The following is a 23,942-nucleotide window of genomic DNA, read 5'->3' as shown; positions in this document are numbered from 1 at the left end:
GAATCAGCTCTGGACTTCGTCGACGAAGTGGCGACCCTCGATTTCGAGCGCGGCGATGTCCGCGTCGACCATGATCTGTGCCAGGCGTGGCGTGTGCACCTTCGGCTCCCAGTCCAGCCGCTCCTTGGCCTTGCCGTAGTCGCCGATCAGGGCGTCGACCTCGGTCGGGCGCAGGTAGCGCTCGTCGAAACGGACGTACTTCTCCCAATCCAGCCCGACGTGCTCGAAGGAGAACCGCAGGAAGTCCTTCACCGTGTATGCCGTGTTCGTCGCCAGGACGTAATCGGTGGGCGCGTCGTGCTGGAGCATTCGCCACATCCCCTCGACGTACTCGGGCGCATAGCCCCAGTCCCGAACGGCGTCGAGATTTCCCAGGAACAGCTCGGACTGGAGGCCTGCTTTGATGCGTGCGACTGCACGCGTGATCTTGCGGGTGACGAAGGTTCCGCCGCGGCGCGGAGACTCGTGGTTGAACAGGATGCCGTTCACGGCGAAGAGGCCGTACGCCTCCCGGTAGTTCCTCGTGATCCAGTAGGAGTAGACCTTGGCGACACCGTACGGCGATCGCGGGTAGAAGGGGGTCTCCTCGTTCTGCGGCGGCGGCGTGGCACCGAACATCTCGGAGCTGGAGGCCTGGTAGAAGCGAGTATCGATGTCGGCCGCGCGGATGGCCTCGAGAAGCCGGATGCTGCCCAGTCCGGTGGTGTCGGCGGTGTACTCCGGCTCGTCGAAACTCACCCGCACGTGCGACTGCGCGGCCAGGTTGTAGACCTCGTGCGGTCGGATCTCGTTGAGGAGGGTCACCAGCCGGGACCCGTCGGAGAGATCGGCGAAGTGGAGGAACAGCCGGTGGTCCGCCGCCTGGGCGGGCTGATAGATGTGATCGATCCGCTGGGTGTTGAACGAGGAGGATCGTCGGATGAGGCCGTGGACCTCGTAACCCTTCGAAAGGAGCAACTCCGCGAGGTAGCTGCCGTCCTGACCCGTGATCCCGGTGATCAGGGCACGCCTCGGGGCAGTCGTCGTCATGGGGGGTATGACCTCCTGATGGGGTTGCCGACGAGAGCACCTCGCAGCATCCGCTAAGTCTATCGAACCGCGCTCGCCGCGCCGCTCCGGGAGAAGAGCCCACCCGCGTGGACCACCAGCCCGAGTGCGGGAGCGACGGTGAGAGCCGTGAGCACCCGGGCGACCGTCTCCCCCGGTATCAGCAGCACCACGATGGTCGCTGCTGCTGCCACCCCCCATCCCCCGACGTGGACGGCGTGACGGCCCTGGCTCAGCAGCGCCGGCCCCGTCAGGCACAGCAGGCCCACCAGCCCGGCACTGACGACGACGACCGCCGCGGTCAGCGGACCCACGTGGTATCGGCCCGCGGAGAGGACCTCGAGCAACGACGGCCCCCACAGCGCGGCGGCCACGGTTATCAGCGCCGTGGCGGCCGCCACGACCCCGGCGTAGGCGAGGACCCGCACCGCCACCGTGCTGCGCCGGCGAAAGTCGACGATGAGGTAGCTCTGCAGCGCCATGATAGGGACGATCAGGGGCGCTCTCGACACGGTGATGCTCAGCACCAGTCCCGCCAGCACGGACGGATCGGCCTGCGGGATCAGGGCGCGCAGGAGTAGAGGCAGTCCGGTCACCATGACGCCAGTGGCGGCTGCGGCGCCAACCGTCCCCACGACGTTGGAGGTGAGCCGCGACGCTTTGACATCCAGGGCGAAGCGTCCGATAACACGGGATCGCACGGCCAGCCACACCAGCCCGAAGGCCAGGCCGAAAGGAACCGCGACGAGCATCGCGAGCATTCCCGCGGAGGCATCTAGGAGCAGCCCCACCGAGACTCCTGCCGCACGCAGCAACGCGTCCAGCGTCATTAACGCGGCGATCGCCCGCCACTCGGACAGACCGTAGAGCACCCCGGCCAGAACGGCGGTGGCCAGGTAACCAACGAGGCCGACGGCGAAAGCGACCGTCATGATGGTCGGATCGGCGGCGAAGGCGACCTGCCCGAAGGCCGCACCGCCGGCGACGGCCACCACGGCCAGGACCGCGGCTGCGATGAGAGTGAAGTTCCGCAGAGTCGCACTCGGCGGCGGATCGGTCGCCGGGTGCGTCGCCCGCGTCACCTCTTGCTGCACACCCCCCACTGCGGAGACGAACAGGTAGATCGTGCTCCAGAAGACACTGAAGGCGAGATAGTCCTCGGCGTCGTCCAGCAGACCGGGTGCCAGGAGCTGGATGAGGTAGCCGCACGCCCCGGCGACGCCCGTGGCCGCGAGGATGTAGATCAGTCCTCGCGAGCGGCGTTCAGCCGGTTCGCTCATCGCCGCCCGGTTCGCGATCGTCCGCCGATTCACGACCATCGGCCACGGCCGGTTCCCTGCCTCCCGCCCCCTGGGGGCCGCCGAGCTGCTGAAGGCGCGCCACGTCCCCGCGCAGGATCGCGACCTCCTCGGCGACGCGCCGCGTCTCCTCCTCCAGGGTAGACAGCTCCCAGGACAGGTGCAGCGACACCCCGACCAGCAGCGCCAGGACGAGCGCGAACAGCAGGTTGGAGGGCACAGCGACGCCGAGCAGGCCGGCCAGCCACCCCAGCGTTCCCGGGAAAGCGGCCAGGATCAGGAACAGCAACCCGATGAGCAGCCACATGACCGCGTACTTCTCACGTAGCCGGCGGCGAAGCAGCAACGACAGGATGATGATGAGGACCACCAGTGCGAAGGCGATGCCGATGAGTGCGATCATGCGCGAAGCCTCCCGCGGATAACGCCACGCATGAGCGCGAGGCCGAGTGCGAACACCGATCGCAGGAGATACACCGTCGCACCCAGGGGGTTCTGACTGGGCACGCCGTGCGCACGGGGCCTCATCGCGACGGGGACCTGCGTCACGGTCAGCCCACGGTGGATGGCCTCGACGAGGGAGTCGATAGTGTCGCCGAGGTACTCGGCGGGGTAATAGCGCACATACTGCGCGATGGCGCGCGAGTTCGCCGCACGGAATCCGCTGGTGACGTCGGTCAGACGGCTCCGAGCCACGCCGGAGACGACCTTGGCAAGGAACACCATCGCCCAGCGCCGGGGGCCACGCACGGCGTAGTCGCCGACATCGGCGAAGCGAGCACCGATCGAGATATCGGCGTGTTCCAGTCCTGCGAGCACGCGGGCGATGTCCGCGGGGTTGTGCTGACCGTCGGCGTCGACCTGGATCGCCCGCCGGTACCCATAACGATGCGCATAGGTGAAGCCGGTCTTCATCGCGCCACCGACCCCGAGGTTGAACGGAAGCGCGAGGACGAGCGCACCCGCTTCCCTGGCCACCTCCGCGGTGCCGTCCGTCGAGCCGTCGTCGATGACGACGACGTCGTATGACGGGTCCGACGCGCGGATCTCGGTGACGGTCTGAGCGACGGCTCCCGCCTCGTTCCAGGCCGGCACGATCACGAGGACGCGCTCATTCACTGCCTGCATCGACCTCTCCCCTTATCGCACGACGGGCGATCATGCGAGCTTGTTGTTCCACATGGACAGGGCCGAGCCGATTGCCATGTGCATGTCGAGGTACTGGTACGTACCCAGTCGGCCTCCGAACTGCACGTCTTTCTCGCCGCCAGCGAGCTGTCGGTAGGACATCAGGCGCGCACGGTCCTCCGGTGTGTTGACGGGGTAGTACGGCTCGTCCGTCCGGGACGCGAAGCGCGAGAACTCACGCATGATGACAGTCATGTCCTCGGGGTAGCGGTCAGAGCGCTCCGGGTGGAAGTGCTTGAACTCGTGGATGCGGGTGTACGGCACGTCCGCATCCGCATAGTTCATCACCGATGTTCCCTGGAAGTCGCCGACGTGCAGGACCTCCTTCTCGAAGTCCAGCGTGCGCCACCCGAGGGCGCCTTCAGCGTAATCGAAGTACCTGTCTACAGGACCGGTGTACACGACTGGGACCTGGCCGACGGTAGCCCGCTTGTTGAGCGCCTGGGATTCGTCGAAGAAGTCGGTGTCCAGCACGACCTCGATGTTGGGGTGATCCGCCATCCGCTCCAGCCACGCGGTGTAGCCATCGGCGGGCAGACCCTCCCATGTGTCATTGAAGTAGCGGTTGTCGTACGTGTAGCGCACCGGAAGCCGGCTGATCACCTCCGCCGGCAGGTTCACCGGGTCGGTCTGCCACTGTTTCGCGGTGTAGTCCCGGATGAACGCCTCGTAAAGCGGACGACCGATGAGGCCGATCGCGCGCTCCTCCAGGTTGCGAGCCTGCTTCGGGTCGTACTCGACTGCGAGCTGCTGGATCAGCGCGCGCGCATGGTCCGGCGCGTGCGCGGCACGGAAGTATTGATTGATGGTGCCGAGGTTGATGGGGAGCGGGTACACCTCCCCACGATGAGTCGTATATACCCGGTGGACGTAGTCCGTGAACGACGTGAACCGGTTGACGTACTCCCACACCGTGGGGTTCGACGTGTGGAAGAGGTGCGCACCGTACCGGTGGACTTCGATCCCGGTCTGCGGCTCGTCCTCACTGTAGGCGTTGCCGCCGATGTGAGACCGCCGATCGATCACCGTCACCTTACGACCGGTGGCCGCGGCGCGTTCGGCGATCGTGAGGCCGAAGAAGCCCGAGCCCACAATGAGGAGGTCCATCCACTTCGCTTTCTTCCTAGGCACCGCGCGGGAACGCGACACGGCTGCGCGGGTCGTCCGCTGCGGCGCTCAACAGCCTATCGGCGGCGCGCACGCGAACCTGGAAGCGCTCCAGGAGACGCGGCGAACCGGCGACCTGGGAGTGGCGACCGTCACATCGCGCGTTCGCGCGCCGCCGCGGCTTGGACACCAGCGCGCATTAGTGTTGCGGGGTGTTCTCCGTTCGTCGTGCGGCAGCTCGTACGCTCCGTGCCGAGCCGACGCCCGGTGGCCCAGCCGCTTCTACGCCCGCGCCCCGTGCCGGGCCGGCCGCCGACGGGAGGCGAGGCCGCGGGGCACGTTTGCCGCTCGCGATCCTCGCGCCCCTGCTGGTGTTCGTCTCCCTCGCGGCATGGGCATTGTCTTCCCCTGTGGGGTCGAGCCCAGACGATGACTTCCATCTCCCAAGCATCTGGTGCGGCCTGGGCGAGCGGCCTGGGTTGTGCGAACCCTCGGGCGACCCCGCCACACGCCGCGTCCCCGCGCCCCTCGTCGGCGAACCGTGTTACGCGCGAGACGGGGCGGAATCCGGGGCGTGCTGGGAAGGGGACGCGGACGGCCTCGTCGAAACGGACCGGGTCAATGTCGGCCCCCTCTACCCGCCGCTTTTCTACGGTGCGATGTCGGTGTTCGCCGGCTCCGACGTTGTCCTGTCCGTCCTGGCGATGCGGCTGTTCAATGCCGCGCTGTTCACCGGGCTCATGACCGCGACCGCCTTCGCCCTGCCCTCGGCTCTCCGGCGGCTGGCGGTGGTGCCTTTGGTCGTCACGATGGTGCCGCTGGGGATGTTCATCGTCCCCTCCACGAACGCGAGCTCATGGGCCTTGATGTCGGCAGCCGTGCTGTGGGTGTCGCTCTACGCAGCCACCCTCGTGGAGGGAAGGCGACGTCGGCTCCTCCTGGGTCTGGCAGTCGTCGCGGGGATCCTGGGCGCGGGGGCGCGCGCCGACGCAGCTGCGTTCGCAGTCTTCGCCGTGCTGGTGGCCTCGGTCCTGGGCGCGCGCCGTGATGCGCGCCTCCTTCCGGTCCTGGGCGCGGGGATCGCCGTGGTCGCCATCAGCGTCGGTTTCTACCTCTCGGCAGGTCAGTCCAAGGCGGTGCGAGACGGTCTGTCGACCACCGGCCCGCCGCTGACGGCCTGGCAGCACGTGGAGAATCTCCTCGGCATCCCCGACCTGTGGGTGGGCATCTTCGGCGGCTGGGGATTGGGATGGTTCGACACACCACTCCCGGCTGCGGTGGGGGTCCTGGGCTTCGCGGTGATGGCGATGACGATCTCGGTCGGCCTGCGGAGCCTCACACCGCGTAAGAGCGTCGCGGCCGTTGCGGCGTTCGCCGCCTTCTGGCTGGTTCCGTTCGCCCTGCTCTGGCAGTCCCGCGCGCTCGTCGGTACGCAGGTCCAGCCGAGGTACATCCTCCCGCTAGCGGTCATCCTCGTCGGCGTGGCTCTGTGGAGCACCCGCGCGGGGGTCGCACCCGCTCTGCCGACCGGCCTCGTGGTTACCGGGACGGCGTTCTTGGCGTTCACGAATGCCGTCGCACTTCACGTACAGATCAATCGCTACGCGACGGGCCTCGACGCCCGCACCGCGGTACTCGGTGACGGTGCGGAGTGGTGGTGGGAAACGTGGGTGCCCGCGTGGGCGGTGTGGATCATCGGCGCGGTCGCCCTCGCCGGCGCGCTGGCGGTTCTGTACACGCAATACCGGTCTGTCCAGCCCGGGAGACGTGCCGCGACCGCGGCTGTCGATCCTGGAACCTGACAGGAGCCGCTACCGCTCCGTTTCGGCGTCCGTGCCGGCATCAGGAATCTCCTCGACGGCGACCATGCCGGCGGGCGCCGCTCCCGCCTTCCGGAAGGAGAACGTCTTGTGGAGGACATACGTGGCCGCGACGAGCACCACGGTCACCACGAGCTGGCTGATCAGCTTCTCCACGGCACCGTCGAAGCCCAGCACTGTCACCGAGAACCAGCTGAGCGCGAGGTTCGCGAGGAAGGAACCGAACGTCACCGAAGTGAACCGCAACAGCTCGCGCACCGGGTGGCCGGTTCCGCGGAACACGAAGCGACGCTGCAGCGCGAACGACGTGAGGTTGGAGACCAGCCAGCTGAAGGTGATCGCGATCGCGTAGTCGCCGGGAACGGCTGCGGCATGCAGCATGAGCAGCGCGATGGTGAACAGTCCGTAGGAGAAGGCGGTATTGAGTCCGCCGAAGACGAGGTACCTCACCTCCGGCCGGCGGGAGGCCTCCCGGACAAGGCGTCGCATCACGCAAAGATACACTCCGGATTCCCCCGCTCCGGCGCGCTCAGGCAACGCTCTGAGCACCTCCGGTAAAGTCGATTGCTGACCGTCCGCGGCCATCGGCAGCCCCAACGGCGCCAGAGTACGCCGTCAACCGGAGCCGCGCGGAAGGAGCCCCCGCATCGTGTCCGTTCCCCTGCTGAGCGTGGTCGTGCCCGCGTACAATAACGGCCGCACGCTTGCCGAGACGCTGCGTTCGGTGCTTGATCAGGATGTGGACCTCGAGCTTCTCGTCGCCGACCACGCCTCCTCCGACAACACCACGGCCGTCATGGCCGAGTTCGGCGGCGACCCGCGGGTGATCCTCCTGGACACGGCCGCCGGCGGTGGCGCTGGGCGCAACTGGAACCACGTGAGTGCAGCCGCGTCGGGCGAATACCTCAAGCTGCTGTGCGGCGACGATCTGCTTCGACCCGGCGTGCTCGCACGTCAACTCGACATCCTCCGCACGACCGGGGCAGTTCTCACCGCCTCCCGCCGCGACATCGTTGACGCTTCCGGTCGCACCGTCATGGCCGGTTGGGGCCTGCGCGGCCTGCCGGAGCCGATGACGGGTGCTGCGGCCGTGCGCTTGGCCGTGCGGGCCGGATCGAACGTGTTCGGCGAGCCGGCGGCCGTGATGATGCGCCGCACCCGCCTCGCCGAAGTCGGCGGCTGGTTCGACCGATTCCCCTACCTCATCGATCAGGCCACGTACTCGCGCGTTCTGATGCGCGGCGACTTCGCGCCCGACCCGGAGGTGGGGGCGGCCTTCCGCATGAGTGACAGCCAATGGAGCGTCGCACTGGTGCGCGAGCAGTCGGGGCAGGCCCGGGCGTTCCACGCCTGGCTGCGGGGGGAGCATCCCGATGTCGTGTCCGCCGCCGACGTGCGTGTCGGCGATCTGCGAGCCGCCGCCATGGCCCGCGCGCGGCGCCTGTCATACCGTCTGCTCAAGAGGAGGATGACATGACCGAACTCGAGTCCTACGTCCACCGCATCAGCGTCGTGATCCCGGTCTACCAGGGCGCGCGGACGCTGGACGGCGTCATCGACGAGCTCCGGCCGCTCGTGATGGGGTTCACCACCGATGCCGGGCACTCCGCGCGGGTCGACGAAGTCGTCCTCGCCTACGACCGCGGCCCGGACGACTCGGCGGGCGTCATCCGCCGACTGGCTGACTCCCTACCGTGGATCAAGCCGGTGTGGCTCAGCCGCAACTTCGGCCAGCATGCCGCCACCCTCGCGGGGATGGCGAGTTCCGGCGGCGAATGGATCGTGACGATGGACGAGGACGGTCAGCACGACCCTGCGGCCATCGGCACGCTCCTGGACTCGGCGCTGGTGCAGCGCGCCGACCTCGTGTACGCCGACCCCGTGAACCGCGCGCCGCACGGGTTCGTCCGCAACACCGCATCCAAGACCTCCAAGCGCCTGCTTGAATCGGTGCTCGGCGGCGGGCGGGCCTCGCACTTCCACAGCTTCCGCCTGGTGCTCGGCGAGATCGGCCGCAGTGTCGCCGCGTACGCTGGCACCGGCGTGTACCTCGATGTCGCCCTCTCGTGGGTCGCGGCCCGCGTCACCACGGCTCCGGTCGCCCTGCGCGCCGAGGGTGACCGGCCCTCCGGATACTCGTACCGTCGTCTCTTCGGCCACTTCTGGCGCATGGTCCTGACCTCGGGCACCCGGGGGCTGCGCGTGGTCACCGCTACCGGAGTCCTCTTCTTCATCGGCGGTATCGTCTTCGCCCTGTATTTGATCATCGCCCGGTTGGTCTCTGGCGACATCCCCGAGGGATGGACGTCTCAGATGGTGCTCACCGCGGTCGGGACCGGCGTGATCCTCGTCTCCCTCGGCATCATCGCCGAATACCTCGGAGTGACCGTCAGCACCGCGCTCGGCAAGCCGGCCTACCTGATCGTGCGCGACCCGATGAGCGGACCGCTCGGCCACACCCAACCCTCGCCGCCGCCCGGCGGTCTGGCCACCACGGAGCCGGCGATTCCCGGTTCCGACGGCGAATGACCGCAACGGCGCGCTGGATCATCGGGCAGGGCTTGCTCGGCCGCGCCGTCGCCCGTGTGCGCGGCGACGAGGCATTCACCGTCCCCATCCCGTGGGACGATCCCGACGCGTCGGTCGGCGCTGCCCGCGCGGCGCTGGCGGAGTTCACCGAACATGACGGAGGTCTGGAGATCTACTGGTGCGCGGGTCGTGGGGTCACCTCGACCCCGGCGGACGTCCTCGCGGTCGAAGTGGACGTCTTCGAACGCATCCTCGCGCTCGTGCTCGAACTCCCCGACGATGTTCGCTCCCGACTTTCCTTCTTCCTGGCGTCATCGGTGGGCGCGGCTTACGCGGGCTCTGGGCCCGCACCGTACGCCGAGTCCACTCGCCCCGTGCCGGTCTCGCCCTACGGAGAAGCGAAGCTGCGCATGGAAGTCGCGCTCGAGACGGCGACGGCCACTGGCGGATGGCGTTCCTTCGTCGCACGCATCACGAATATCTACGGCGCCGGACAGGACCTCACGAAGGCGCAGGGGCTCATCTCTGCGCTGGTGCGCGGCCACCTCAGCGGACAGCCCATCTCGGTGTACGTCCCGCTGGACACGCTCCGCGACTACATCTACGAAGACGACTGCGCCGCAGTGATCGATGCCGGGATGCGACGCGTCGCCCATGAACCACGCGGAACCACTGTGATGAAGATCGTCGGGACGATGAGGGCGGTCTCGATCGGCGCGCTGCTGTCAGAATTGACGCGCCTGCGACGCAAACGCGGCCCCATCATACTGGGAGGCGGCGACGCCCGCGGGCAGGCCCAGGATCTGCGCGTGCGTTCTGAGGTGTGGCCCGATCTCGACGGATTCGTCAAGACGACACTTCCCGAAGGGCTCAGCCGCGTGTACCAGGCGCAGCTGACGGGTCGACTGCACCCTCGTTGAGCGCGGCAGCGCGCCGTCGTGCTCGCCAGTGCAGCGACGGCCAGCTGACCAGGATCAGCCCGGCCGCCACCAAGCAGATCACGATCAGGGCGAACCCCGGCGGGCGGAACGTCACCGTCACGACGTCCCCCGGCTCCATCCCGGAGGTGTCCAGCGTGAGGAGCCACCCGCGGACGGGCTCGGTCAGTCGAGCGCGGTCCACCACATACCCCGGATAGTCCAGGCGGCTTAGCGCCACGCGGGGATCGGAGCCCACCGACCCGACGCGGAACGCCAACGACGTCTCGGACTGAGCGAGGACCTCCACCTCGGTCCCCGCCCCCGTCCAGGCAATGCCGCCCGCCGCAGGCACGGCCTCTTCCCGCTCGAAGACCCATGTGTACTCCCCGTCGGTGGCTAGGCGCCACCCGGACGGAGCGGCGGGAAGCTCGTCGACGGTGTCCTTGATCACGACGATCGTGCTCACTCCCATGAGATCCGCCACCGTCCGTCCGGTCTCCGCGTCCCCGCCCCACAGGGTCGTGATCGCGTCCGCACACGTCGAGCCGCGTAGATCCATGCACAGATCCGAGGAGAACGCGGAGTAGGGCAGAACCGTGTAGAGGCTGCTCACCGGCGTGTCGCTGAGGTACCACAGGTTTCCCATGAGGCGCTCGCGGAAGCTGGCTCGGACGCGCCCGTCCGCATAGATGTCGCCGACCACGATGCCGTCGCCCGGCGCCTCACCCAGTACCGAGTTCATCCTCTCCACGCTGTCCGGAACGGCGAACTTCGGAAGAGGGGTGGCCGGGTAGGCCGCCATCTGCGGGGCGACGAGCAGCCCCGTGACCGCGATGGCGCCTCCCGCAGCGAGAACGCTCCTACGGGCGGGACGTCCCAGCCGTTCGCTGCGGGATAGGATGCCTGCCGCAGCGATGGCGGCGGCCTGCAGGAGCGCAACAGCCGCGATGGTCCGGCCGTACGGAGTGTTCGAATAGGTGATCACCGTCGTCGCGGCCAGGATCACGAGGGACCACATAACCGGACGTCGGACAGAACGTCCCGGGAACGCCCTCGTCGCAGTCACGGCGAACAGGACGATGACCGCCAGCGCGAGGTAGGGCATGAACCGGACCGGCCAGCGGAGCGGACCGACATCGCTCGGGCCGATCACTGCGACGAGCGTGACACCGGCCAGCACGAGGAGCGGGATGCAGCGACGCACCAGATCACGCGGCATCGGTAGCACGAACGGCAGAAGCGGAAGCAGCCAGGCGATGTAGACCAGGGGCGCGTCCGTCACCGGTCCCCACCACGAGCCGATGGATGCCGTCGCGGTCGGCGCGCCCACTGCGGCGATGTCGCTGAGATCCGCGCTCAGGAACCAGTTGTTGACGATCTCCATGCTCGCGCGCTCGGTCACGGGCGCGGTCAGTATCCCCGGGAGGTAGACCGCCACCGTAAGCAGGGCCCCCCAGCACGAGGCGAGGAGGGCGCGCAGGACCCGCGGGCGATCTCGTTCGATCAGAGCCCGCGCGAGCGTCTCCACAAGGATGACGACCAGGATCAGGACCCCGAAGACGTATCCGAACGTGATGAGCACGTAACTCGCGACGAGGTAGGCGAGCGGCCCACTTCGCCCGTCCACAGCCCGGCGCAGACCCCACCACACCCACGGCAGCACGGCCGCGTTGAACAAGCCCGTCGCCCAGGACGGAGCATCCATGTACACCGTGAAACCCGCGGCCGGGACGAGGACTGCGGCGAGCGCCGCCCATTCCGCGCCCGCGCCGAAAGAGCGAGCGAGCAGGAATACTCCGGCGGCCATCAACATCAGGAAGAGGATCTTGACGACCGTAACGTGGATCACCGGGTTCTCACTCAGCCGTGCCGTGATCGCGATCGCCCACGTCACCGGGTTCAGCAACCCCCATTGTCCCTCAGCGAAGTAATTGCCGGCCTGCCACGCCTGCGGGTCCAGGATCGGAAGGCGCCCGTGGAGCAGCCGGTCTCCCAGCTGCCACCATTGCCCGAAAGCCCCGACTTGCGTGTCGTCGGCGAAGTAGAAGCGCGGCGTGACGATGAGACGAGTAGTCGCGATGAGCGCGGTCATGGCGATGGCCGCCAATGCCCAGATCGCCCCGGTGCGCTTCGTCCTATCGATCGGGAGAGACTCAGAGGGGGTCAAGATCACGCCAATCGGCAATCAGGGAGAGGGCATTGACATGTTAGCAACGCGCTCCCCCGACCTTCCCCAGCCCCCCATTTGCGGTCGCGCCACGTCTCCACGGCGGGCGCGGAGCGATCTCGGAGGCGGATGTGGAACGATTGACGCGTGAAAGGCATCATTCTGGCGGGCGGCTCCGGCACGCGCCTGCACCCCATCACGCTCGGGGTCTCCAAGCAGCTCATCCCCGTGTACGACAAGCCGATGGTGTATTACCCGCTGTCCACTCTGATGCTCGCCGGGATCCAGGACATCCTCGTGATCACGACGCCGCACGATGCGCCGTTCTTCGAGCGCCTGCTCGGTGACGGCTCCCAATTCGGCGTGTCGCTGACATTCGCGCAGCAGCAGTCGCCCGACGGTCTGGCACAGGCCTTCACCATCGGCGCGGACTTCATCGCGGACGACAATGTCGCACTCGTGTTGGGCGACAACCTTCTCTACGGGCCAGGGCTGGGCACACAGCTCAAGCGCTACTCCGACATCGAGGGCGGGGCGATCTTCGCATACTGGGTCGCCGAGCCGAGGGCCTACGGTGTCGTCGAATTCGACGCGCGGGGGCGCGCCGTCTCCCTCGAGGAGAAACCGGCCGAGCCCAAGAGCAATTACGCCGTCCCTGGCCTGTATTTCTACGACAACGAGGTCGTCGAGATCGCGCGCTCGCTCGCGCCCAGCCCCAGAGGCGAATACGAGATCACCGACGTCAACAGCGCCTACCTCGAACGGGGGCGGCTCCAGGTCGAGGTGCTCCCCCGGGGAACGGCTTGGCTGGACACGGGCACCTTCGACCAGATGACGGACGCCGCGGAGTACGTGCGAACGGTGCAGCGCCGGACCGGGCTGTCCATCGGCGTGCCCGAAGAGGTCGCCTGGCGACAGGGATTCCTAGGGGACGACGCGCTGCGCGAGCGGGCCGAGAAGCTCGTGAAGTCGGGCTACGGGACGTATCTCCTCGAGGTTCTGGAGAGAGGACACTGATGGCCCGGCTGCTCGTGACGGGGGGCGCCGGATTCATCGGCTCCAACTTCGTCCACCACGTCATCGACAACACCGACCATCACATCACCGTGCTGGACAAGCTCACGTATGCGGGGAACATGCGCTCGCTGGCGGGCCTCCCGGAGGATCGGGTGACCTTCGTCCAGGGGGACATCGCAGACGCCGTCCTCGTCGACGAGCTCTTCGCGGCAACGGACGCCGTCGTCCACTATGCCGCCGAGTCGCACAACGACAACTCCCTCCACGACCCTCGACCGTTCCTCGACACGAACATCGTCGGCACCTACACGCTCCTGGAGGCCGCGCGCCGGCACGAGCGACGGTTCCACCACATCTCCACGGACGAGGTGTACGGCGATCTCGAGTTGGACGATCCCGCCCGCTTCACCGAGTCGACACCGTACAACCCCTCGAGCCCGTACTCGTCAACGAAGGCCGGGTCGGATCTTCTCGTCCGCGCGTGGGTGCGCTCGTTCGGCGTACAGGCGACGATTTCCAACTGCTCCAACAACTACGGGCCCTTCCAGCACGTGGAGAAGTTCATCCCGCGCCAGATCACCAATGTGCTGCGAGGCATCCGCCCGAAGCTCTACGGCAAGGGCGAGAATGTGCGCGACTGGATCCACGCCGACGACCATTCCTCGGCGGTGCTCACCATCCTCGAGAAGGGCGTCATCGGAGAGACATACCTCATCGGCGCGGACGGCGAGAAGAGCAACCGCGAGGTCGTGGAACTGGTGCTGGGCATCATGGGGCAGCCCGCCGACGCGTACGAGCACGTCACGGACCGGGCCGGCCACGACCTGCGCTACGCGATCGACTGGACGAAGCTGCGCACCGAGCTGGGCTGGCAACCGAGATACCGGGACTTCGAGGCTGGCCTGGCCGCCACGATCGACTGGTATCGCGCGAACGAAGCGTGGTGGGCTCCCGCGAAGGATACGACGGAGGCCTTCTACGCCTCGAAGGGGCAGTAGTGACCGATTTCGGCAAGAGTCTCGTCGGCCGTGAGACCCCGATTCCTGGCCTGACCGTGTGGGAGCTGCCCGTGCACGGGGACAGCCGAGGCTGGTTCAAGGAGAACTGGCAGCGTGAAAAGATGGTCGCGGCCGGACTCCCTGATTTCGGCCCCGTGCAGAACAACATCTCCTTCAACGACGCCGTGGGCACCACGCGGGGCATCCATGCCGAACCGTGGGACAAGTTCGTATCTGTCGCGACGGGCAGGATCTTCGGTGCGTGGGTGGATCTGCGCGAGGGCGCGACCTTCGGCACGGTGTTCACGACGGAGATCGACCCGTCGCGTGCGATCTTTGTGCCGCGCGGGGTCGGCAACGCGTACCAGACGCTCGCGCCGGACACGGCGTACGTCTACCTGGTCAACGACCACTGGTCCGAGGGGACCGAGTACACGTTCCTCAACCTCGCTGATGAGACTGCGGCGATCGAATGGCCGATACCCCTGGACCAGGTGGAGATCTCGGCGAAGGACCTCGGCCATCCGCGCCTGTCCGGCGTCGAGCCGATGGCGCCTCGTCGAGTCCTGGTGACCGGCGCCGACGGGCAGCTTGGTCGCGCATTGCGTGCCGAGTTCGGGGAATCCCCGCACGTCGAGTACGCCACGCGGAGCCAGCTCGACCTGTCGTCGCCCGATCTCCTCGGCGCGCGCCGCTGGCGCGACTTCGGCACCATCATCAACGCCGCCGCCTTCACGGCGGTGGACCTGGCCGAAACGCCAGAGGGACGCCGGGACGCGTGGGCAGCGAACGTCTCCGGTACGGCGGCGCTTGCACGCGTAGCCACGGAGAACGGCATCACCCTCGTGCACGTCTCCAGCGATTACGTCTTTGACGGATCGCTGGACCGCCCGTACCGCGAAGACGATCCGTTCTGTCCGCTCGGGGTGTACGGGCAGACCAAGGCGGCCGGAGATGCTGCGGTCGCCACCGTCCCACGTCACTACATCGTGCGGACCTCCTGGGTTATCGGTGACGGGAAGAACTTCCTCCGCACGATGGCGTCTCTCGCCGAGCGCGGGATCCGTCCGTCGGTCGTCGACGATCAGGTCGGACGTCTCACGTCCACGCGTGAGATTGCCCGGGGCATTCGTCATCTGCTGGACACCAGCGCCGAGTTCGGCACGTACAACCTCACGGGCGGCGGCGAACCCACTACGTGGGCCGACATCGCGAAGAGAGTGTTCGAGATCCGGGGGCGCAGTGCCGACGAAGTTACACCGGTGACGACGGAACAGTACTTCTCGACGGCGGCTGGACCAACCGCACCGCGACCTCGCAACAGCGTCCTGGACATGGCGAAGCTCGAGTTGACGGGGTTCGTCGCAGCCGAGCCGATGGAGGAGCTGATTCGCTATGTACGCGAGTCCTGATCGGCTCCGCGCGGGGGGTCTGCTCCAGACGTTGTGGATCCCCTTCGTCCTCCTGCTTCTGGCCTGCACGGCCTGGACGTTCGCCACTCCCCTGGCTGGCGCTCCGGATGAGCCCGCCCACATCATCCGCGCCGCAGGTGTGGCCCATGGGCAGTGGTACCCCGACGGCACCGACGAGGTTGGCCGCGGGTACTTCGAGGTACCCGCCTCGCTCGCGGACTCACGGTCGTGGGAGGACTGCATCGCGCACAAGCCGCTGCAGGACGCGTCGTGCCAGGTGATTTCGGGGGCTGCAGCGGGCGAGGTGCGCATATCGACGACCGCCAGCTTCTACAACCCCCTCTACTACGCGATGGTGGGATGGCCTTCTCTCCTGACCGATGACCCGCACGCCATGGTGTACTCCATGCGGCTGCTCACCGCACTCGTCACGGCCCTCCTCGCCGCCACCGCCTTCCACTTCCTGGCGACGATCATGGGCGCTCGCCGGTCCGGCGTCGTCATGGCCGCGACCATCACACCGATGATCCTGTTCCTCGCCGGATCCGTGAACCCCAATGCGTGGGAGATCACCGGGGGGATGGCGATCCTCTCGGCCGTCGTTTCGCTGGGATACCGGCGTGAACAGGCCTCCCCCGTCCCGGCGCTCCTGGTCGTGGGAATCATCGGCGTCCTGGTCTGCAACCTGCGGGGCATCTCGCCCCTGTGGGTGGCTGTGCTCGGGGTTCTCGGTCTCATCGCCCTGCCCTGGCCTGCCCTCAGGGACGTCCTCCGCACACCGGCGGCTTGGATCACCGCCGCCCTCCTCGCGCTCGGAGTGATCCTGGCCGTGGCATGGGGCGTCAGCGCCGGCGCATTCGTCCTGGAGGGCGACTTCGCCGACAAGAACTGGACGGCGGGACAGGTGCTGGAGAACATGGTGCGGCGCACGCTGTTCGAGGTGGGGTACGTCGGACTGTTCGGCTGGACCGATACGGCGGCTCCGCTGATCGCCGTCGTATGCATCGGCGGCCTCGGCATCCTCATGGTCGCGGCAGCGCTGTGGCTCGGAAATCGGCGGATGCTGACCGCCACGGTTCTTGCCGGCGGCGCGTGGCTTCTCCTACCTGCGCTGGTCCAGCTGTCCTACGTCCGCAGCGCGGGCATGATCTGGCAGGCGCGATACACGATGGTCATATACGTGGGGCTCCTCATCCTGGCCGCGGTCGCGGCGCATCTCGGCTGGGGGGAGCGCGCCCTGCCGAGCGCCACCCGTCTCACGTGGGTTCTCGGGACCCTCGTCTGGGCCGCCCAGGTCTACACATTCGTAACCATGCAGACTCGCTATGCGCGGGGAGCCAACGGCACGATCTGGATGCTGTTCAAGGAACCGCTCTGGTCCCCGCCGCTGGGTGCGCCCTTCTGGCTCGCACTGCTGACTCTGTCCATCGGCGCCTTCGTCTTCCACCTCACCCGGCAGCGCCTACCGGAAAGCACCACCGCTCATCCAGACCGTGTAAAGGAAACGTCGTAATGGCCTCCGCTCTGATCGGCTACACCGGGTTCGTGGGATCGAATCTTCTGGCTGCGCACGACTTCGACGACCGCTACAACACCGCGAACATTGACCAGATCGCCGGACGCGAGTACGACCTCGTCGTCTCAGCGGGCAACCGCGCGGACTCGCACCGCATCAATGCGCACGGCGACGAGGACCGGCGCGAGATCGATGCTCTGGTGAACCTCCTCCTGCGGGCCCGCATACGCAAGCTCGTGCTCATCTCGACCGTATGCGTGTATCCGGCCGGCGGATCACCTGACGAGGACGCCCCCCGGAGCGAGAGCGGACTCACACCGTACGGGATGAATCGGCTCCATCAGGAGCGCCGGCTCTCCCAGGAGGTCGACACCACGATCGTCCGGCTCCCGCAGCTCTACGGCGGCGGTTTGAAGAAGGGCGTCGTCTACGATCTGCTGAACGACTACCGCGTGGGCTACATCCACCCGCAGACGCAGTACCAGCACTATGACGTGCGACGGTTATGGGAGGACATCCAGACCTCGCTGGCGGCGGGTCTGTCCTCTCTCAACGTCGCCACTCCGCCCCTGTCCAATGCCGAGCTCGCTCGCGAGGTCTTCGACCGCGACATCTCCGAGCAGATACCCGCCTCGCCGGAATCCCCCTTCGCGCAGATGTACACCCGGAACATGACCACCACGCACTCGGACCTCTTCCACGGGCCGCGAGGGTACCTCCTCTCGCGCGACGACGTCGTGGCGGGGCTTCGCGCGTTCGTGCGAGACGCATAGTCGTCAGCGAAAGGAGAGTCAGATGCACCAGGGACACCGAGTGTCGGCGATCGTGACCTGTGCCGGCCGAGCCGCACGTTTCGGATCCAACAAGCTGCTGGTCGAGCTCGGCGGTCTGACCATCCTGGAGAAGACGGTGCGTGCGATGCTGGTGCCCGCCGTCGACGAGCTGATCGTGACGATCAGCGCCGAAAACGAGGCGGAGTACCGTCGCATCCTCATCGAAGAGGCAGGCCTGCCGGTACGTCTGGTGATCGGCGGTGCGGAGCGCCATATCAGCGCCCAGCGAGGCCTGGAGGCGACGACCGGCGACATCGTGCTCGTCCACGACGGTGTGCGACCGTTCGTCACCGAGGAGCTCGTCATGCGCGTGCTCGACGCCGCCATCGAACACGGAGCGGCCATGATCGGCACGCCGAGCACGGTGCAGGTCAAGCTCGTCACGGACGAAGGCTTCATCGAGGGATCCCTGGATCGCGCTCATTCGTGGCTTGGCCAGACGCCGCAAGGCTTCCATCGCCCCCTCCTCGAGCGTGCGTACGCGGCCGCCGCCGCCGCTGGTTATGCGCGCGTCAGCGACGACGCCGACCTGGTGCAGGAGTACACCGGCACTCCCGCTCGGATCCTGCCCGGCCACGTCAACAACATCAAGATCACCACACCCCAGGACCTCGGCACCGCACGTCTGATCGAGGAGCACCTCATCGAGGAGGCCGAGCGCCCGTGACGACGGATGAGCTCAAAGTCAGCGTGATCGTCGCCACCTACCGGTCCGGTGCCGGGCTGGACCGACTCGTGGCATCACTCGACGCTCAGACGCTTCCCACCGCGGAGTGGGAGGTCATCTTCGTCGACGACGGCTCCCCCGATGACACGCACGACCGACTCCTCGCCGTCCAGGCCTCGCGGCCGCACGTGCGCGTCGAGCGCATAGAGAACTCCGGGTGGCCCTGCCGCCCGAGGAACATCGGCACGGATCTGGCCCAGGGCGAGTACGTCGCCTACATGGACCACGACGACGAGCTCTACCCCGACGCACTGCGAGCCGGCTACGAGTTCGCCAAGGCGCACGGCGCGGATGTGCTCAACGGCAAGGAGGCCCGCACGCATGACAGCGGGTGGGCGATCGACCAGTACCGGGCTGACAGCGGCCAGGTCATCGGCCGGATGGATTTCCATCCCCTCATCCCCACCAACCCGCACAAGCTGTATCGGCGGGCGCTCCTGAACGAGCACGGCATCCGCTTCCGTGAAGGCGGTCGGGTGCTGTGGGAGGATATCTTCTTCAACGTCCTCGTCGCACGGCATGCCTCAGTGATCTCCACGATGGCCAGCACCCCGTACTACCACTGGTTCACCACGCCTGGCAGCGGCTCGAGCACCTTCGTGCGTTCGAGCCCGGAGTGGTGGCACTGGCTGGACGAGGTCGTCACGGCGATCGAGCGGGACCTCGAAGGCGTTCGGTTCGACACGCAGCGGCGCCTGCTCCGCGTGCACCAGTATCGGTCCCGCCTCATGGACGCGTTCAACAACCTGTACGCCACGCGCCCGGCGGCCGAGCGCAAGCTCATCTTCGACAAGGCACACGCCCTCCAGCAGCGGCACTTCCCCGAGTCTGACGATCAGTACCTCAACCACACGGCGCGCATGAGGGCGAAACTGCTGCGCAAGGGATACCGGCACCTGCTGGAGCGCCTCACCGTCGATGACCCGAACATACCCGGGACGGCGGAGATCACCGCCGTCCGCTGGAAAGAGGGCGTCCTGCAGCTGGCGACCGCCGCCACATGGGCGGACGCGCACGGACGTCGCCATCGCCTCATCCAGAGGAACGGCCGCATCCTCAAGGATCTGCCCGACGCGTATCGCGACGAGCTCGCGTCCGAGTTGCTCGACGTGACGGATGACGTGCGAGGTGCCTCCGTGGAGATCGGTGTACGTTCACACACGTCGCGGGTCACGTGGATGGCGCCCTCCGAGTCCCAGGTCCACACGGCCGACCGCGACGGACGCGTCGCATGGCATCTGACCGGGACCGCGGTCGTGGATCCGGCCACGGGAGCCCTTGGCCGTCCCCTCGAACGCGGCGTATGGGCACTGAACGGGCGGTGCACCCTGGCCGGTACGACGCAGCACCGACTCATCCGTCAGCCCCCCATCCGCCCCGCCGTGCACATCGACGGGGACGGCGTTATCGCCGTGTACTCCCGCCCGGACGGAACCATCGTGATGGATTTCGACCAGTCCGAGACTCCTCTGGCGGCCGTCGTCCGCTTCACCGGCAGCGTCCAGCGGAAGGGATCGACGACCTCGCTGAGCGTCTCCGGGGCCCCCACAGCCCGAGACAGCGAGTTGCCCACGACCGTCGACGTAAACACCGAATCGGTCGCCCGGCGAGTCAGACGCGTTCCGCGGCGGCTCCTGGACCGGCTCCGCCGGCGCGACCCCGGACCGCGGGGATGGCGATCCGTTCCGGCGGTCCTGCGCATCGCGGGCGGCCAAGCGACGATCGACATCGAGCTGCCGACGTCCGATTCCTTCCTCGTCCGAATCGGCGACCGGACCGCGGAGGGACCGCGCGTGTTCCGGGCCGAACCAGGCCACGGCCGGGCGAAGGGTTATCGGGGGCGGCTCGGCGCCCTGCTGAGCTGAGGGCGCCGCCGCCTTGTCCGCTGTCAGCCCTTGAGGGGGTTGGCCTCGCGCAAACGGGCGAAAATGAGATCGTACATCTCGGTGACGCGACGATTGTCCCGACGAAGCTCGTTCAGCGCGGCTTCGAGCTCGGCGACGCGGCGCTCCAGTTCGGCGGTTGAATCCGCGGCCGCGACGGCTCCCCCCTCGGCGAGTTCGAGACGCTCCAGCTTGGCGTACGCCGTGGGTGCGACGCGCCGCGCCAGCTTGCGCAGGATTTCTCTCATCAGCTATCCCTCCGTGGTGCGACCGCCTCCGGCGCATGTGTGATCCTCGTCTGCGCGATGCCGCGCCGACGACCTTCATCGGTCTTGCGCGCCGCGCGGACGACCCGCACGTCCAGAGCATGCTCCTGCGTCTCCTCGACGATCCAGTCCGTCGGCAGGTGCCATGTCGATGGCTGCGCGTGCTCATAGGCCGGTGACATCGTGGTGTAGTCGATCAGCTCCGCGAATCCCCTGCCGCGCAGCACCAGCTCGAAGAACAGGTACAGTCCATGCCGGTTCGCCTTCGTCATCGACTGCGCCGTGTGGTGGGCAAAGATGCACCATTCATCACCGGTCTCGAGCATCCACGCCCCAAACTGGAAGAGCGCGGCGCGATCGTTGACGTTGAGGAAGCGGAAGTCCACGCTCCCCCGGGCGTCGTGTGCCCGCGCCAGCCTCAGCGCCTCGTGGCTGTAGTCCACCGCCGTGACGCGGTGGCCTCTGCGTGCCATCTCCGTCGACCAGCGCCCGTCGCCGCAGCCGAGATCGAGTATGCGGGCACCGGCGGGGATATCAGTCAGGAACCGGGACATCGCCGGCTGCGCGTCAGCGTAGCCGACGGAAGAATGCTGCTCCATATAGTGCTTGTCCCAGAAGACCCGTCCGCTGTTGAATACGCCGAACCAGCTCTCGAATCGGTGTCGGGTCCAGCTGGGGGTCTCGAACTTGAACGTGGGGTCCGGAACGCGCCATCCAGGACCGTAGGCGTATGCTAGCCACGCCTCGGCGTGGGCCGGCTCGGGAAGCGTGACGCCCTCGATGTCCCGCGGACGAACGGGGACCAGGTCGGCCTCTGCGACCTCGGGGCCGCGAAGGGCGAACGGCTGACAGTACAGACCGTCGCGGAAGAAGCCGGTGAAGATGTCCACGTAGTGGTCGGGTTCGCCGTGCTCGTTGAAGAACTCGATTTCCAGGTGCGCTAGGCCGTGCCGCACGACGGTGTAGCCGCGCCGGGCGAGGGCGCGCTCCATGTCGTAACTGGCCAGAGCGATATCGGCAGGATTGTCGGCACGGCAGAGGAAGGCCAGGTCGACGTCGTCGTCGTGGGGCAGCATCCCGCCGTCGCGCACGATCCCCAGCAGGGTCCCTCCGACGATGTAGACGTCGTGCCCATCCCCCTGAAGATCGTCCACGAGCGCGCGCGCGCTGTGCAGAAGGCGGCTCACGACGGCCTCGTCACGTCCCTCCAGCACGGGTCCGAGGCGGTCCCACTTCGTCATCGCGAGCCAGCGCCCCCGGGCGTCGACGATCTCCACGCGCGAGCGCGAGCGGCCGAAGTGGGCGTCTGAGGCGCCCAGCGTGCGGTTCGTGGCGCTGTCGTGCACCGTCACGTGCGCGAAACCGTCCAGCCGCGCGCGCAGCGCCGCCGGCCATTCGAGCACGATGACGCCGTCCTCGGAGTAGGGTATCTCGGCCGACCACACGCGGTGACCGTCCAACCGCACGTCCGCGACCGTGGCGTCCCGGATGACGTAGGGGTCGAGTTCGATCCGCTCACTGGTGACCTTCATTTGATGGCCAGCAGCTCCACCGCTTCGTCGATGGGACCGTCGAAGATCTTCTTGCCCTTGCGGATGACAATGCCACGCTCGCACAGGTCCTTCACCATCGCCATGTTGTGGCTGACGACGAGCATGGTGATGCCCCGGGCCGTGAGCTCCTTGATCTTGTCGGCGCATTTCGCACGGAAGGGCGCATCGCCCACCGACAGCACCTCGTCCACCAGCAGGATGTCGAGCTCCACATGGATGGCAACGGAAAAGGCCAGTCGCATGAACATCCCGGAGGAGTAGTGCTTGACCTCCTGGTCGATGAATTCCCCGATCTCCGAGAAGGCGACGATGTCGTCGAACCGCTCGTCGATCTGCTTCTTGGACATACCCAGGATCGCCCCGTTGAGATAGACGTTCTCCCGGCCACTCAGTTCGGGGTGGAAGCCCGCTCCGACCTCGATGAGACCGGCGACCCGCCCGCGCGTGAACACTCGCCCGGCGTCGGGCTCCAGTACTCCGGACACCAGCTTCAGCGTGGTCGATTTCCCGGAGCCGTTCAGCCCGAGCACCGCGACAGACTCGCCCTCACCCACCTGAAAGGAGAGGTCGTCAAGGGCTGTGAAGGTGTCGGCTCGCACCTTCTTGCCCTTGATCCACCCGACGAAAGCTTCCTTGAACGAGTGCGAGTTGCGCTTGAGGAACCACTTGGAGACGCCGTCGAGGATGATGCTGGGGGGCGTAGTGGTCTGGGCGACGATCTGAGACATCACAGGTCCTGGGCGAAAGAGCGCTCGAAGTGACGGAAGGTGTATTGGCCGACGACCAGCATGAAGATACACACAGCGGCTGCTACCAGTCCGGAGATCCACAGATCAGAGGGCAGCCCGTGGGTCGACTCAGCCGTGGGCGCCCAGAACCCGATGTGGAAGAGTTCCACAGCGATCGTCAGGGGGTTCGACATGTACACGAAGAACAGCCCAGGAAAGTCCTTGAGCGCCTCCGCGACGAGCAGCCATGTGTACAGGACGGGAGACGTCCACGTCGAGAACATCTTGATCAGGTCGACGAAGTTCTGAGCGTCGCGGTAGCGCACGTTCAGCCCGCTGAAGAACAGCCCGAGCCCGAGGGCGAAGGAAAGGACGATGACCACTCCGAGGAGCACCGCAGCCATCGCCGCAAAGGAGGGCACCCATCCGACCAGGACACATACCAGCAGGAGGATGATCAGCTGCGGGAGGAAATGAATGAGCGCTCCGATGATCGACGCGATCGGGAAGAGCTCGCGCGGGAGGTAGATCTTCTTCACGAGCGCGCGATTGTCCACAATCGAGTTCGTGGCGTTGCCGAAGGCCTCATTGAAGAGGTTGATGATCACGACGCCCGAGAAGAGATAGATCGCGAAGTTGTCGACGTCACGGTGGGCCTGGAGGATGATCCCCATGACGAAGTAGTAAATGACGAACTGCGCGGCGGGCTTCACATAGGACCACAGCCACCCCAGGACCGAGTTGCGGTAGCGGGTGGCGGTGCCCTTCTGCACGAGCAGTTTGAGCAGATACGACCAGCGGAACACGTCGAGGATGCCTCGCCCGCGACCTGGTACGTCGTACGCCGTGAGATCGATAGGCAAGCCGACTGACAAGGCGATGACTTCCTCGAGTGATCCGGGACCGTGGGTTCGGGTCCTGGAAGATCCTATC

Annotated in this window: 22 protein-coding genes; 11 read left to right on the top strand and 11 right to left on the bottom strand. The window is 67.1% G+C overall.

Annotated features, from left to right (window positions below; translation table 11 throughout):
* Window positions 1-3: 3 nt before the first annotated feature.
* Genes gmd through glf form a run of 5 tightly spaced genes read right to left on the bottom strand, consistent with a single transcriptional unit; the run spans window position 4 to window position 4,640 of the window.
* Window positions 4-1,029 (bottom strand): GDP-mannose 4,6-dehydratase, encoded by a 1,026-nt coding sequence (gmd, locus tag AC4FS2_RS02460; RefSeq protein WP_491153824.1) that lies wholly within the window; start codon window positions 1,027-1,029, stop codon window positions 4-6.
* Window positions 1,030-1,088: 59 nt separating this feature from the next.
* Window positions 1,089-2,327 carry a hypothetical protein gene (locus AC4FS2_RS02455; RefSeq protein WP_491153826.1) on the bottom strand — a complete coding sequence of 413 codons (1,239 nt, stop codon included), beginning with the start codon at window positions 2,325-2,327 and terminating at the stop codon, window positions 1,089-1,091.
* The gene (locus AC4FS2_RS02450) at window positions 2,311-2,748 is read right to left on the bottom strand and encodes a DUF2304 domain-containing protein (protein WP_491153828.1); all 438 of its coding nucleotides are present in this window, start codon (window positions 2,746-2,748) and stop codon (window positions 2,311-2,313) included. The genes AC4FS2_RS02455 and AC4FS2_RS02450 overlap by 17 nt, the downstream gene beginning before the upstream one ends.
* Entirely contained in the window at window positions 2,745-3,473 is a 729-nt protein-coding gene (locus AC4FS2_RS02445; RefSeq protein WP_491153830.1) for a glycosyltransferase family 2 protein, read from the bottom strand. Before AC4FS2_RS02445 ends, AC4FS2_RS02450 begins: the two co-directional genes overlap by 4 nt.
* 30 nt (window positions 3,474-3,503) lie before the next feature.
* Window positions 3,504-4,640: a UDP-galactopyranose mutase gene (glf, locus tag AC4FS2_RS02440; protein ID WP_491153832.1), complete on the bottom strand. Its 1,137-nt coding sequence runs from the start codon at window positions 4,638-4,640 to the stop codon at window positions 3,504-3,506.
* 212 nt (window positions 4,641-4,852) lie between these two features.
* Here glf and AC4FS2_RS02435 point away from each other — a divergent pair, with 212 nt between their 5' ends.
* On the top strand, window positions 4,853-6,442 hold the full coding sequence (locus AC4FS2_RS02435; protein ID WP_491176320.1) for a DUF2142 domain-containing protein: 1,590 nt from the start codon (window positions 4,853-4,855) through the stop codon (window positions 6,440-6,442).
* 9 nt (window positions 6,443-6,451) lie between these two features.
* On the opposite strand, the gene AC4FS2_RS02430 is transcribed toward AC4FS2_RS02435, so the two are convergent.
* Window positions 6,452-6,949 (bottom strand): GtrA family protein, encoded by a 498-nt coding sequence (locus tag AC4FS2_RS02430; protein WP_491153834.1) that lies wholly within the window; start codon window positions 6,947-6,949, stop codon window positions 6,452-6,454.
* Between the two features lie 160 nt (window positions 6,950-7,109).
* Here AC4FS2_RS02430 and AC4FS2_RS02425 point away from each other — a divergent pair, with 160 nt between their 5' ends.
* The 3 genes from AC4FS2_RS02425 to AC4FS2_RS02415 are packed head-to-tail and all read left to right on the top strand — an operon-like array spanning window position 7,110 to window position 9,909.
* Complete coding sequence (locus tag AC4FS2_RS02425) at window positions 7,110-7,937, top strand: glycosyltransferase family 2 protein (protein ID WP_491153835.1); 828 nt, start codon at window positions 7,110-7,112, stop codon at window positions 7,935-7,937.
* Window positions 7,934-8,989, top strand: coding sequence for a glycosyltransferase (locus AC4FS2_RS02420; RefSeq protein WP_491153837.1), 1,056 nt, complete (start codon window positions 7,934-7,936; stop codon window positions 8,987-8,989). Before AC4FS2_RS02425 ends, AC4FS2_RS02420 begins: the two co-directional genes overlap by 4 nt.
* Window positions 8,986-9,909 (top strand): NAD-dependent epimerase/dehydratase family protein, encoded by a 924-nt coding sequence (locus tag AC4FS2_RS02415; RefSeq protein WP_491153839.1) that lies wholly within the window; start codon window positions 8,986-8,988, stop codon window positions 9,907-9,909. Before AC4FS2_RS02420 ends, AC4FS2_RS02415 begins: the two co-directional genes overlap by 4 nt.
* On the opposite strand, the gene AC4FS2_RS02410 is transcribed toward AC4FS2_RS02415, so the two are convergent.
* On the bottom strand, window positions 9,860-12,076 hold the full coding sequence (locus tag AC4FS2_RS02410) for a hypothetical protein (RefSeq protein WP_491153841.1): 2,217 nt from the start codon (window positions 12,074-12,076) through the stop codon (window positions 9,860-9,862). The genes AC4FS2_RS02415 and AC4FS2_RS02410 overlap by 50 nt on opposite strands.
* A gap of 147 nt (window positions 12,077-12,223) precedes the next feature.
* On the opposite strand from AC4FS2_RS02410, the gene rfbA reads away from it, so the two are divergent.
* Genes rfbA through AC4FS2_RS02375 form a run of 7 tightly spaced genes read left to right on the top strand, consistent with a single transcriptional unit; the run spans window position 12,224 to window position 20,444 of the window.
* Window positions 12,224-13,093, top strand: a complete 870-nt coding sequence (gene rfbA / locus AC4FS2_RS02405) for a glucose-1-phosphate thymidylyltransferase RfbA (protein WP_491153843.1) — start codon at window positions 12,224-12,226, stop codon at window positions 13,091-13,093.
* Window positions 13,093-14,091, top strand: coding sequence for a dTDP-glucose 4,6-dehydratase (gene rfbB, locus AC4FS2_RS02400; protein ID WP_491153845.1), 999 nt, complete (start codon window positions 13,093-13,095; stop codon window positions 14,089-14,091). The genes rfbA and rfbB overlap by 1 nt, the downstream gene beginning before the upstream one ends.
* Complete coding sequence (locus AC4FS2_RS02395) at window positions 14,091-15,503, top strand: sugar nucleotide-binding protein (protein WP_491153847.1); 1,413 nt, start codon at window positions 14,091-14,093, stop codon at window positions 15,501-15,503. Before rfbB ends, AC4FS2_RS02395 begins: the two co-directional genes overlap by 1 nt.
* Entirely contained in the window at window positions 15,487-17,016 is a 1,530-nt protein-coding gene (locus AC4FS2_RS02390) for a DUF2142 domain-containing protein (protein ID WP_491153849.1), read from the top strand. The genes AC4FS2_RS02395 and AC4FS2_RS02390 overlap by 17 nt, the downstream gene beginning before the upstream one ends.
* Window positions 17,016-17,792 (top strand): NAD-dependent epimerase/dehydratase family protein, encoded by a 777-nt coding sequence (locus tag AC4FS2_RS02385; protein WP_491153851.1) that lies wholly within the window; start codon window positions 17,016-17,018, stop codon window positions 17,790-17,792. The genes AC4FS2_RS02390 and AC4FS2_RS02385 overlap by 1 nt, the downstream gene beginning before the upstream one ends.
* 22 nt (window positions 17,793-17,814) lie before the next feature.
* Window positions 17,815-18,519: an IspD/TarI family cytidylyltransferase gene (locus tag AC4FS2_RS02380; protein WP_491153853.1), complete on the top strand. Its 705-nt coding sequence runs from the start codon at window positions 17,815-17,817 to the stop codon at window positions 18,517-18,519.
* The gene (locus AC4FS2_RS02375) at window positions 18,516-20,444 is read left to right on the top strand and encodes a glycosyltransferase family 2 protein (protein WP_491153854.1); all 1,929 of its coding nucleotides are present in this window, start codon (window positions 18,516-18,518) and stop codon (window positions 20,442-20,444) included. Before AC4FS2_RS02380 ends, AC4FS2_RS02375 begins: the two co-directional genes overlap by 4 nt.
* A 23-nt stretch (window positions 20,445-20,467) precedes the next feature.
* Here AC4FS2_RS02375 and AC4FS2_RS02370 read toward each other — a convergent pair whose 3' ends face one another.
* Genes AC4FS2_RS02370 through AC4FS2_RS02355 form a run of 4 tightly spaced genes read right to left on the bottom strand, consistent with a single transcriptional unit; the run spans window position 20,468 to window position 23,872 of the window.
* Window positions 20,468-20,710, bottom strand: a complete 243-nt coding sequence (locus AC4FS2_RS02370; protein ID WP_491153855.1) for a DUF6752 domain-containing protein — start codon at window positions 20,708-20,710, stop codon at window positions 20,468-20,470.
* Window positions 20,710-22,260, bottom strand: a complete 1,551-nt coding sequence (locus AC4FS2_RS02365; RefSeq protein WP_491153857.1) for a LicD family protein — start codon at window positions 22,258-22,260, stop codon at window positions 20,710-20,712. The genes AC4FS2_RS02370 and AC4FS2_RS02365 overlap by 1 nt, the downstream gene beginning before the upstream one ends.
* Window positions 22,257-23,009 (bottom strand): ABC transporter ATP-binding protein, encoded by a 753-nt coding sequence (locus tag AC4FS2_RS02360; RefSeq protein WP_491153859.1) that lies wholly within the window; start codon window positions 23,007-23,009, stop codon window positions 22,257-22,259. The genes AC4FS2_RS02365 and AC4FS2_RS02360 overlap by 4 nt, the downstream gene beginning before the upstream one ends.
* Window positions 23,009-23,872 (bottom strand): ABC transporter permease, encoded by an 864-nt coding sequence (locus tag AC4FS2_RS02355; protein WP_491153861.1) that lies wholly within the window; start codon window positions 23,870-23,872, stop codon window positions 23,009-23,011. The genes AC4FS2_RS02360 and AC4FS2_RS02355 overlap by 1 nt, the downstream gene beginning before the upstream one ends.
* Window positions 23,873-23,942 lie beyond the last annotated feature (70 nt).

This window comes from Microbacterium sp. Z10_103 (assembly GCF_058310455.1).
This window is presented reverse-complemented; position numbering and strand designations above follow the sequence as displayed.

Bases quoted from the DNA above. Each gene is read 5' to 3' on its own strand.
- gmd (WP_491153824.1), bottom strand. From the start codon at position 1,029: ATGACGACGACTGCCCCGAGGCGTGCCCTGATCACCGGGATCACGGGT.
- AC4FS2_RS02455 (WP_491153826.1), bottom strand. From the start codon at position 2,327: ATGAGCGAACCGGCTGAACGCCGCTCGCGAGGACTGATCTACATCCTC.
- AC4FS2_RS02450 (WP_491153828.1), bottom strand. From the start codon at position 2,748: ATGATCGCACTCATCGGCATCGCCTTCGCACTGGTGGTCCTCATCATC.
- AC4FS2_RS02445 (WP_491153830.1), bottom strand. From the start codon at position 3,473: ATGCAGGCAGTGAATGAGCGCGTCCTCGTGATCGTGCCGGCCTGGAAC.
- glf (WP_491153832.1), bottom strand. From the start codon at position 4,640: ATGGACCTCCTCATTGTGGGCTCGGGCTTCTTCGGCCTCACGATCGCC.
- AC4FS2_RS02430 (WP_491153834.1), bottom strand. From the start codon at position 6,949: ATGCGACGCCTTGTCCGGGAGGCCTCCCGCCGGCCGGAGGTGAGGTAC.
- AC4FS2_RS02420 (WP_491153837.1), top strand. From the start codon at position 7,934: ATGACCGAACTCGAGTCCTACGTCCACCGCATCAGCGTCGTGATCCCG.
- AC4FS2_RS02415 (WP_491153839.1), top strand. From the start codon at position 8,986: ATGACCGCAACGGCGCGCTGGATCATCGGGCAGGGCTTGCTCGGCCGC.
- rfbB (WP_491153845.1), top strand. From the start codon at position 13,093: ATGGCCCGGCTGCTCGTGACGGGGGGCGCCGGATTCATCGGCTCCAAC.
- AC4FS2_RS02390 (WP_491153849.1), top strand. From the start codon at position 15,487: ATGTACGCGAGTCCTGATCGGCTCCGCGCGGGGGGTCTGCTCCAGACG.
- AC4FS2_RS02385 (WP_491153851.1), top strand. From the start codon at position 17,016: ATGGCCTCCGCTCTGATCGGCTACACCGGGTTCGTGGGATCGAATCTT.
- AC4FS2_RS02380 (WP_491153853.1), top strand. From the start codon at position 17,815: ATGCACCAGGGACACCGAGTGTCGGCGATCGTGACCTGTGCCGGCCGA.
- AC4FS2_RS02370 (WP_491153855.1), bottom strand. From the start codon at position 20,710: ATGAGAGAAATCCTGCGCAAGCTGGCGCGGCGCGTCGCACCCACGGCG.
- AC4FS2_RS02365 (WP_491153857.1), bottom strand. From the start codon at position 22,260: ATGAAGGTCACCAGTGAGCGGATCGAACTCGACCCCTACGTCATCCGG.
- AC4FS2_RS02360 (WP_491153859.1), bottom strand. From the start codon at position 23,009: ATGTCTCAGATCGTCGCCCAGACCACTACGCCCCCCAGCATCATCCTC.